Annotated in this window: 9 protein-coding genes; 7 read left to right on the top strand and 2 right to left on the bottom strand. The window is 71.9% G+C overall.

Going from position 1 to position 9,737, the window contains the following annotated elements:
- A partial coding sequence (locus VH112_10385; GenBank protein HEX4540640.1) for a DUF2961 domain-containing protein occupies positions 1-2,466 on the top strand: 2,466 nt, incomplete at its 5' end.
- Here VH112_10385 and VH112_10380 read toward each other — a convergent pair.
- Together VH112_10380 and VH112_10375 are read right to left on the bottom strand one after the other, a co-directional pair.
- Positions 2,456-3,247 carry a methyltransferase domain-containing protein gene (locus tag VH112_10380; protein HEX4540639.1) on the bottom strand — a complete coding sequence of 264 codons (792 nt, stop codon included), beginning with the start codon at positions 3,245-3,247 and terminating at the stop codon, positions 2,456-2,458. The two genes, VH112_10385 and VH112_10380, sit on opposite strands and share 11 nt — an antisense overlap.
- Positions 3,248-3,278: 31 nt before the next feature.
- The gene (locus VH112_10375) at positions 3,279-4,010 is read right to left on the bottom strand and encodes a maleylpyruvate isomerase family mycothiol-dependent enzyme (GenBank protein ID HEX4540638.1); all 732 of its coding nucleotides are present in this window, start codon (positions 4,008-4,010) and stop codon (positions 3,279-3,281) included.
- Positions 4,011-4,316: 306 nt separating this feature from the next.
- Here VH112_10375 and VH112_10370 point away from each other — a divergent pair, with 306 nt between their 5' ends.
- The 6 genes from VH112_10370 (at position 4,317) to VH112_10345 (ending at position 9,561) form a co-directional block, all read left to right on the top strand.
- Positions 4,317-5,708, top strand: a complete 1,392-nt coding sequence (locus VH112_10370) for a hypothetical protein (GenBank protein ID HEX4540637.1) — start codon at positions 4,317-4,319, stop codon at positions 5,706-5,708.
- Between the two features lie 82 nt (positions 5,709-5,790).
- Entirely contained in the window at positions 5,791-6,306 is a 516-nt protein-coding gene (locus VH112_10365; protein ID HEX4540636.1) for a MaoC family dehydratase N-terminal domain-containing protein, read from the top strand.
- Position 6,307: 1 nt separating this feature from the next.
- Positions 6,308-6,745 (top strand): MaoC/PaaZ C-terminal domain-containing protein, encoded by a 438-nt coding sequence (locus tag VH112_10360; GenBank protein ID HEX4540635.1) that lies wholly within the window; start codon positions 6,308-6,310, stop codon positions 6,743-6,745.
- Between the two features lie 72 nt (positions 6,746-6,817).
- A complete protein-coding gene (locus VH112_10355; protein ID HEX4540634.1) occupies positions 6,818-8,077 on the top strand; it encodes an acyl-CoA dehydrogenase family protein in 1,260 nt (419 codons plus the stop codon).
- Positions 8,078-8,165: 88 nt separating this feature from the next.
- Entirely contained in the window at positions 8,166-9,143 is a 978-nt protein-coding gene (locus VH112_10350; GenBank protein ID HEX4540633.1) for a tetratricopeptide repeat protein, read from the top strand.
- Positions 9,144-9,183: 40 nt separating this feature from the next.
- Positions 9,184-9,561 carry a hypothetical protein gene (locus tag VH112_10345; GenBank protein HEX4540632.1) on the top strand — a complete coding sequence of 126 codons (378 nt, stop codon included), beginning with the start codon at positions 9,184-9,186 and terminating at the stop codon, positions 9,559-9,561.
- Positions 9,562-9,737: the final 176 nt, after the last annotated feature.

The following is a 9,737-nucleotide window of genomic DNA, read 5'->3' as shown; positions in this document are numbered from 1 at the left end:
GTCGCGTCACTGTTCACGGGGGTGAGCCAGGGCACCCTGAGCTCGTGGTACCTCATGCCCTACGCGAGCGGGGCGACCGTGCAGCTCTACAACGGCTCGAGCGCCACCGTGACGGGCAACTCGAAGGTGGCTGCGGCGCCGTCTCCGGCCTGGACGACGGCATTGGCAGCCGGCGGCTCGTCCGGGTACTTCCGTGCTGTCTCGCACCAGGCGGATACCAGCGCCGGGACGGACTTCCCCCTGCTCGACCAGTCGGGAGGAGGCAAGCTCGCCGGCCTCTCGCTCGCCATGCGCGGAGGGTCCTCAGGTCGCCTCTTCCTCGAAGGTGACGAGCGCTTCACCTTGGACGGATACCGCACGCCGCAGGACCAGGGAACGGGGACCGAGGATCTCTTCGAAGGCGGCTGGTACTTCAGCAACGGACAGTTCAGCGCCCCGTTCAACGGTCTCGTCAGCCAACAGTCCAGAACGACAGGCTGCGCCTTCGAGTGCCTGTCCGCGTACCGGCTGTTCGTGGCCGACTCGGTTCCCTTCCACGCTGGCGCCCACCTCAGCATCGAGCACGGCAGCCGCAACGACTCCGCCGCCAACTACGACGCCACGGCGTTCCTCTACACCCAAACGAACCCGAGCGTCCGGGTGACCGGTGCCGTCGACCTGGGGCAGCCCGCCAGCGAGCAGGCCGCCCACCTCGGCGTCCAAGGCTCGGCTCCGGTGGGGTCAGTGACCTCGAGCTTCGAGGGGCCATTCGACACGGTGCCCGTCATGGCCACTGACCGCACCGGTAGCGGCGCGACGACGTTCACGCTGCCGGTGGATCCGACGAGCACTGCCGTCACCATCCGTCGCACGACCGACCAATCTGTTGCCGGGCAGGCCGCCGAGGTCTTCGTCAACACCATCGACGCCGGACGCTGGAGCCAGCCGCTCGGCAACCCGTCCTCGCGTTGGCTGGAGGACGACTTCGAGATACCACCAGCCCTGACGGGTGTCTCGCCCCCCTCGATGGTCGTGAGCATCGTCCCGGTGGGGAACAGCCCGCCATGGTCGGCGGCCCGCTACGCGATCCTGGACGATGGACCGGCTACGCCTGACACCAGCGCTCCGGCCTTCAACGGTCTGGTGTCGAGCACATCTCCCACCTCCCGGCCGGTGAGCCTCTCCTGGGCCCCAGCGTCCGACGACAGCCCGAGCGTGCACTACCTCGTCTACCGGTCTGCCACGTCGAACCCGACGCCGGCGACCTCCGTCCTGCTCGGCGACACCCGTATGACCGGGTTCGTCGACAGCGGGGCGCCACCCTCGAGCACGCCTCACTACATCGTCGTGCCCGTCGACGAGACGGGGAACGTCGGGCAGCCATCTCCCGACGTCGGTCGCACGACCTCGTCGCGCCTGGTCCTGGAGGGCGAGAGCACCCCGGTCACGTCGAACGCGCTGGCCGGTCCCCAGAACATGACGCAGTTCGGCTCCGGCTGGTCGGGCGGGGCCCAGGAGTGGCTCCAATCGACCGGGCCCGGGCAGTCGCTGACCTTCGCGATCGACACGCCCACCGCCGTGACCTACGGGCTCACGCTGGCGCTGACCCGAGCCCGTGACTATGGGATCGCGAACGTCTCCGTCGACGGTCGCCAGCTGGGCCCGGCGTTCGACGGCTACGCCCCGACGGTGTCGCCGTCCGGTCCGCTCGCCTTCAGCTTCGTCTCGCTCTCCGCGGGCTCACACACCGTGACCGTGGCCGTCAGCGGGCGCGACCCGGCTTCCGCCGGGTACTTCGTCGGCGTCGACTACCTCCAGCTCGACGCGGTCGGGCAGGGCGATCCCATCCCGCTCAAGGCCAGCGCCCTCGCCGCGGCCGGGCTCGACCTCGGCAGCCCCGTCGGGGGCGAGCAGGCGATCGGCCCTGGCATCTCGCAGACCTACCAACGCGGCCGCATCCTGTGGTCGCCCGACACGGGCGCCCACGAGGTGCACGGGGCGATACTCGGCCGCTACCTGGCCCTCGGTGGGCCGGGCTCCTTCCTCGGCTACCCGACGACCGACGAGACCATGACACCCGACGGCGTCGGCCGGTTCAACCACTTCTCGAACAGCGGGTCCATCTACTGGACGCCGGGCACTGGTGCCTGGTCGATCCACGGGGCCATCAGGGCCAAGTGGGCGAGCCTGGGTTGGGAGTTAAGCGTTCTCGGCTACCCGACGACCGACGAGACGGGGACACCCGACGGCGTCGGCCGGTTCAACCACTTCTCGAACAGCGGGTCCATCTACTGGACGCCGGGCACTGGTGCCTGGTCGGTCCACGGGGCCATCCGGGCCAAGTGGGCCAGCATGGGCTGGGAGCGCAGCTGTCTGGGCTATCCGGTCACCGATGAGTTCGGCGACTCACGTACGCGCCAGAGCAACTTCCAACGCGGCTTCATCACCTTCTCGTTCGCGACCGGCATCGCCAGCGCTAGCTGCTAGCGCGCCGGCAGCCCCAGAAGAGGATGCGCTTGAAGGGGTAGAAGTACGGCTCCTGCTTCCCTAGGGTCTGGACGAGCCGATTGCGGTACTGGTCGAGGTACTCGCCGAACAGGTCGTCGGGAAGGCGTGAGGAGTACCGGGTCAGGCTCGTCCCCCTCACCCACTCCGCCACCTCCCCGGTCGACGCCAGCCGATGGCCGTAGACCTGGAGGCGCACGTGCTGGTCGGCGAAGCCCAGCTCGTCCAGGATCGAGGCGTAGTCCTCGGGCCTGAGCACCCGTCGCACCGGGTCGGGGGGCGGGACGCCGCCGAGGGCGGAACGAAACGGCTCCTCTGCAGCGAGCTCGGTCGCCAGAAGATGGGCGGGGTGGTCGGCGTTCGCCGGGACCTGGACCGCCAGCTGGCCGGACTCTCCGAGCGCGGCCGTCCACCGAGCCAGCACGGCGGGGTGGTCGGCGACCCAGTGCAGAGCGGCGTTGGAGATCACGACGTCGAGCCGCTCGGCGCTGGCGAACTCGGCGACGTCGCCTTCGGCAAATGTGACGCCCGCAGCACTGAGCTGCGTGGCCCTGGCCAGCATCGCCGGCGAGGAGTCGACCCCGAGGGTTCGGCGGGCGCCGAGGCGGTCGTGGGCGGCGACCGTGAGCTCCCCGGTGCCGCACCCGAGATCGGCCGCCAATCCGTTGGGCACCGGGCGGACCAGGGCGAGCAGGTCGAAGAAGGGCGCTGCCCGCTCGTCCTTGAACCTGGCGTACTGGTCGGGATCCCACCCGTCGCTCACCGCTGCGGCCCTGTCACACGGTGAGGGCAGCTCACCAGCCCATGACCGCCAGCCACCCCTGGGCGACGGCCTCGTCGCCGACGACCTCGGGGCCCGTCCCGGATCGCCGCCCCCAGCAGGTCAGGAAGAGCTCGGAGGCCTCGCCGCGCAGCGCGGCGTCGCCCTTGGCGTGGCCCTGAGTGGCGTCGAGTCGTCCGTCCCGCACTGACAGCAGCCACTCCCCCGTGGTGTCGGTGCAGTGGAGGTGGAGGGTGCCGAGGGCGGGACCCTCCGACGACTGCGGCACGAAGAGGGGGAGGAGGACCTCGACGACCTCGGCGATGCCGTCCGCCGCCAGGGGGGTGTCGATCCGCTCCGGTCGATCCAGCGCCGCCTGGGCGTCCCAGCGGTGCACGGCGGTCTCGTGCGCCATGCGTCTCCTCCAGAAGGACGCCGTGGCTGGTCCGCCGCGCCACGTGCCCGCTGGATCGTCGTCGTCGGCGGCCTCGAGCGCCTCGACCAGGGATGTGGTCGAGGCCCGCAGCCAGGCGATGCGCGCCGCCCCGTCGGGAGCTCGCGGGAGCGTGGAGCGGTCGACGCCCTCGGATGCTCGCCGGCGAACGCATTCGCCCGCCCACATGTGGATCAGGCCGACGTGCAGGGCGAGCTTGGACATGTCCCAGCCCGGGCACGAGGGAACGGGACGTTCGGACCCCGCCGCCGCCGCGTCGGCCAGGGCGGCACCGTCGGAGGCGATGGCGGCGATGTAGTCGGTCGCGTTCACGACCGCGACTCTCGCACACGGTGGGCCCCAGCTCCGGGCCTGGTCACCGTGACCGGACCGCCCGGTCCCCAATGCGGGGGACGGCGTCTACCCTCGCCGGCGACTAGTTGCCCGATGACCTGGTCCATCGTCCACGCGCATGACGAACTAGTCCATCGGGCGGGCGAAAATGGACAACTCTGACCATTGCGGTCGTCCTCCGCCGAGGTGATCATGGCCCCGCGAGGGACCCGGACCACGAGGACTATGGTCGGTGCCCTGGGGGCGAATCCAGGTGGGGGGGCTCCGGCAGCAAGGAGGCCGTTGGTGCAGGTCATGCGAGGCGACGGGCCGGCACGGCTCGCGGGCGCCGCCCGCTCGTCGCTCAGCGGCGCGAAGGACGCTCGCCAGACGCAGGAGGAAGGTGTCTCCGCGTTCGAGTACTTGTGCCAGCGGCACGTCGGACCAGCGTGGGACCTGGCGTACGCGGTGACGGGGGAGCGCAAGGACTCCGCCGCGGCGGTGGCGGAGGCCTTCGTCAGGGTGCTCAGGCCGGGCCGGCCCGCCCGGTTCGACAGCCCCGGTCAGCTCGAGACGGCATTGCTGTCCGCGACCCGTGCCGCCGCCATCGAAGCGGCCAGGCGCCCGCATGCCGAAGGGGCGGGCGAGCGGGCCGATGTGGTGGATGGCGAAGAGCTCGGTGGCGCGACCGACGCCGAGGGCGAGCCCGGCTCACGCCTTCCGATCGTCACCGCCGCGTACCGCAGCCTCCCCGAGCGATGGCGCTCGGTGCTGTGGCTCACCGAGGTGCTCCACACCGGCGTCGGCGAGACAGCCGCGGTCCTCGGGGTGTCCGGCAACGGCCTGGCCCAGCTCAGCCACCGCGCCCGGTCGGGCCTGCGGGAACGCTATCTGCAGGCCCAGCTGCGGGGCACCGTGGCGACCGCCTGCCTGCCGACCGTCGAGCACCTCGCCGCCTTCACCGCCAACAGCTTGGCGTCGCCCGACCTGGCCAAGGTCGAGAAGCATCTTCGAGGCTGCCGCGACTGCCAGGAGCGTGAGGCCGAGCTGGACGACCTGGGCGCCATGCTCGCTCGCATCGCCGTTCCGACTCCACCGACGGTGGTGGCCATGGCCACCAGCAGGTGGAAGGACGCGGCCAACGCGGCCACCGTCGTCCCGAGGACGCGGCTCGGCCTTCTGTCGTTCCCCACCTCCGGCCGCAAGCCGGTGGCTGGCGCGGCGCTGGCAGTCATGGGCCTGGGCATCATCGGCGCCGCGGTGGTGAGCGGGCCCCTGCTCACACACGGCCCCGGCTCGGGAGGACTGGCTCCTGCGGCGGCCGCGCCGACGGAGGTCAACCAGTCCCAGGCGACCGGGGGAGCGAACCCCTATCTCCTGTCGGGCAGCCAGACCCCGGCGCCGGTGACCACCGCGGCGACGACATCGACGTCTACGACAGCCGCCAGCGGCGGCGGAGGCGGCGGAGGCGCCGGAGGCGCCGCCTCTTCGCCGCCCGCCGCCAGTAGTGGTGGGCGGGCCCCGACCGGGGGCGGAGGAGCATCCACCGCCGGGCTGCTTCCGGCGACGCCGAGCTCACCCTCCACGACCTCGATTCTCCCCCAGGCCCCGCCACCACCCGTCACGCTGCCGCCGCTACCGCTGCCGCCGGTGACAGTCCCGTCGTCGCTGCTGCCCAAGATCCCGAAGCTGCCCTAGCGGCGCAGCAGGCTCCGGGAGGCCGGCTCGGCGCGTCAGTCGGTAGGGTTCAGCCCACGAAAAATGGCCGAGGAGGTCAGTGGTGGCAGCTGAGCGATTTCCGATCGAGGCCGGCCACATCATGATGTTCGCCCGCAGCGTCGGCGATCCCAACCCCGTCTACTACGACGAGGAGCATGCCCGGCCGACAGAGGTGGGGCGCATCATCGCTCCGCCGACGTTCGTGCAGGCGAGCGCCCAGTTCGACCCGGACTATCCGCTGCGCCCGAAGATCGGCGAGCCCTGGTTCGGCTCGGGCAAGGAGGCTTCGGGGACGGCCGGGAGTGGCCGCGAGCAGCGCGACAGCGCGTCGGCTCCGCCGGGCGGTGGGGCCGGCAGGGGGCTCCACGCCGAGCAGCACTTCGAGTACCACCTCCCGGTCGGTGCCGGTGACGTGCTGTCGGCTGCGACGCGCCCGGGTGCGACGTGGGAGAAGGAGGGGCGCCGTGCCGGCAAGCTCATGTTCGCCGAGACGATCACCGAGTACCGCAATCAGGACGGCGACCTCGTGGTGACGGCGCGAAGCGTCGGGGTTCGCACCGAGCGGGCGGCGGGCTGAGATGGCGCTGCGGGCGAGTGAGCTCGAGGTCGGCGCCGTCTTCGCGGAGCCGGTCGTCGAGGACCTGACGCGCACCCAGATCGTGCAGTACGCCGGCGCGTCGGGCGACTACAACCCGCTGCACTCCGACGAGGTGTTCGCCACCAAGGTCGCCGGCTACCCGTCGGTGTTCGCCCACGGAATGTTGACCATGGCGATGACCGGGCGGATGCTGACCGACTTCGTGGGCGACGGCCGCCTGCTCGGCTTCGGTGGCCGGTTCACGTCCCAGGTGTGGCCGGGCGACACGCTCGTCGCCAGCGCCACCGTCGCCGCCATTCGAGAGGAACGGGGCCGCCACGAGGCCGGCCGGCACGTCGCCGAGCTGACGGTGCGCACAGTGAACCAGGACGGAGTCGAAGTCTTCTCGGGCATGGCGACCGCTCGACTCGATCCCTGAGGGCAGGAGCGCACACAGCGTGACCACCGCGAACCGGCTGCGGTTCGGCGCCCCGTCGGGAGCGCGCAGCGGGTGACCGGGGCGGATGCCGTGGCGGCCGAGGTGGGTGCCTGGTTGGCAGCGCGGTGGGACCCGGATCTCAGCCTGGCCGCCTGGCGCGACCTGCTCGCCGACTCCGGCTGGGGCGCTCCCACCTGGCCTCCCGAGTGGTGCGGACGAGGCCTTCCGGCGGCGATGGCTGAGGTCGTCGAGCGCGAGATCGACCGGGTCGGTGCCGTCGGACCTCCCCAGGGCTCGGGAATGTTGCTGGCCGCGCCGACAATCCTCCAGCACGGCTCGGACGACCTGAAGACGCGGCTCCTGCGGCCCATCGTCACCGGGGAGCACGCGTGGTGCCAGCTGTTCAGCGAACCGGGCAGCGGCTCGGACCTCGCCGGCCTGACCACGCGTGCCGAGCGGGACGGCGACGAGTGGGTGGTGAACGGGCAGAAGGTCTGGACCACGAGCGCCCAGCACGCCCGCTTCGGGATGCTCCTGGCCCGTACCGACTGGGACGCGCCCAAGCACCGCGGGATCACCTACTTCGCCTTCCCGATGGACCAGACGGGTGTGGAGGTCCGCCCCCTGCGCCAGATGAACGGCCATGCGTCCTTCAACGAGGTGTTCCTGACCGACGCCAGGGTCGCGGCGGCCGACGTCATCGGGAATGTCGACGATGGCTGGGCCGTCGCCCACACCACCCTGGCCCACGAGAGGCGCCTGTTCTCCGGGCTGCGCGGACGGCCGGCCTCGTGGGGGAGCGGGCGGGTCGTGCGCGAGGCCGAGCTCGAGATCGCCGCCACCCTCGAGCCCTACAAGTGGTATCCGCAGCGGGCGGGGCGGGCCGATCTCGTCGTCGATCGGGCCACGGCGACCGGTCGGAACGACGATCCGGTGGTGCGCCAGGAGGTCAGCCGGCTCCTGGCCATGGCCCGCACCGCGCAGTGGACCGCCCAACGAGCCAGGGCGGCCCGCGCCCTGGGTCGGCCTCCGGGACCCGAGGGGTCGATCGGGAAGCTGAGCGCCAGCGCCATCGCTCAGGCGGCGGCCCGCACCCACACCCTGATCGCCGGTGCGCGGGGCATGCTGACCGGCGCGGACGCGCCACTCGACGGCATCGTCGCCGAGGTCCTCGTCTCGGTCCCGGCCGTGTCCATCGCCGGCGGCACCGACGAGATCCAGCGCGACATCGTCGGCGAGCGGGTGCTCGGCCTTCCGAGAGAGGCTCGCCCGGACGCTGACGTTGCCTTCCGGGACGTACCGAGGAACCCCTCCGGACCTCGTCGGGGCTGAGCGGCCCACCGACCCCCTCGCCCTCGCCGGTCGGAGAAACGGCCCCGGCGGGAGAGGTGCGGAACAGCCCCGCAGAGAAACCAGATGCGTGGCCGTGCAGGACGATCGCCACCACGGCCCCGATCAGGGTCTCCCCGCCCCCATCAGCGTCGATCGCGGCATCGACGGGGGCGGCGCCGACCTCGCCGCCCTTACGCTCGCTGCCGCCAGCCTCGAGGTGCCCGCAGGCGCGGGCGAAGCGGTGGCTCCGCCCGCGGATCGAGATGACGATCCCATCCCGACCGGCCGGGCCCAGGAGCGGGTGCAGGCCAGTCTCCGAGCGCTGACCGACGTGTTCCGGCGGTGGTACCGGCCGGCCGAGCGCGGCCACGCCCGGGCCCTGCACACCCTCGGGAAGATCCTCGAGGAGCGCGACGCCGCCAAGGCGGAGGAGTGCTTCCGGTGGGCGGCCCGCACGGGCGACATCGACGCCATCGCCGACCTCGGGGTCATGAGCGCTGTTCGCGGTGACATGGTGGAAGCGAAGGGCTTGTTGGCGCGGGCAGCCCGGTCCGGCCACGCCCGGGCCATGTACAACCTCGGCGTCCTCTCCGAGGGAGTGAGCCCCGAACGCACCGAGGAGTGGTACCGGCGGGCGGCGGGGGCAGGCTTCGCCGATGCCATGTACAACCTCGGCGTGCACCTCGAAGCCCACGACGCGCCCGAGGAGGCCGAGAAGTGGTATCGGGAGGCAGCCTCGGCCGGTCACATCCATGCCATGAACAACCTGGGCGCCAGGCTCCAGCGACGGCGTGAGCTTCGCCAGGCCGAGCTCTGGTACCGGCGCGCAGCCCAAGGGGGCCACAGCGACGCCATGAACAACATGGGGGCCATGCTCGAGCGCCGGGGTCAGGTACACGAGGCCGAGAGGTGGTATCGCCACGCTGCCGAGGCCGGCGACGTCCGGGGCATGGCGAACCTGGCGGCCGCCCTCGACCGCCGGGGTGAGACCGACGAGGCCGAGCGGTGGCACGGGCTCGCCGACCCCAATTGGACGCCGCGACGCTCGTCACCCCGAAGGCGGTAACCTCGCCCACTCGTCGGGGGGCCCTCATGGAGGTACCGAGATGCCGAGCGCGGCTGACAAGTGGCGGAGCCTGATGGGTGCCGTCGTCGTCATCGTCGGCCTCGTCGTCGTCGCCGGTGTCTTTGCCGGCACGGTGTGGAAGTTCCGCAACGCCAACGAGATCGTGGCGATCGTGGGCTCGGTGACCGGGGTGGTGGGAACCATCGTCACCGCTTTCTTCGGTATCCACGCCGCCGCCGCCGCTGGCGTCGACGCCGCTACCGCAGCTGCCTATGCCGATCCCGAGAAGGCGGGCGAGCTCGCCGACAAGCTGCGAGGCGTGAGCCCGGCGCCGACCCAGCCCGAGGGAGCTCAGGGTGGGGCGAGCGAGCGGGGCGCGGTCCGCTCGGGCACGCCCGATGAGCCAGGGATCAGCTAGGAAAGGGACCCAGCGCCCGGCGCCGAATACCTGTCCGGGAGGCGGGCACGGGTGAGCAGAACAGGAAGGCCGGGGCTGGGGCGTGGCTGTGCGAGGACCGCTGAAGGTGGCGGCCGGTGTCCTGCTGGCGACGGCGCTCACCGGCAGTGTGGCGGTGACGGGCGCCGGCGCCACGA

This window comes from Acidimicrobiales bacterium, assembly GCA_036270875.1.
Classification (GTDB): domain Bacteria; phylum Actinomycetota; class Acidimicrobiia; order Acidimicrobiales; family AC-9; genus AC-9.
The sequence above is the reverse complement of the archived record's forward strand: the minus strand, read 5'-3'. Positions and strand labels throughout refer to the sequence as shown.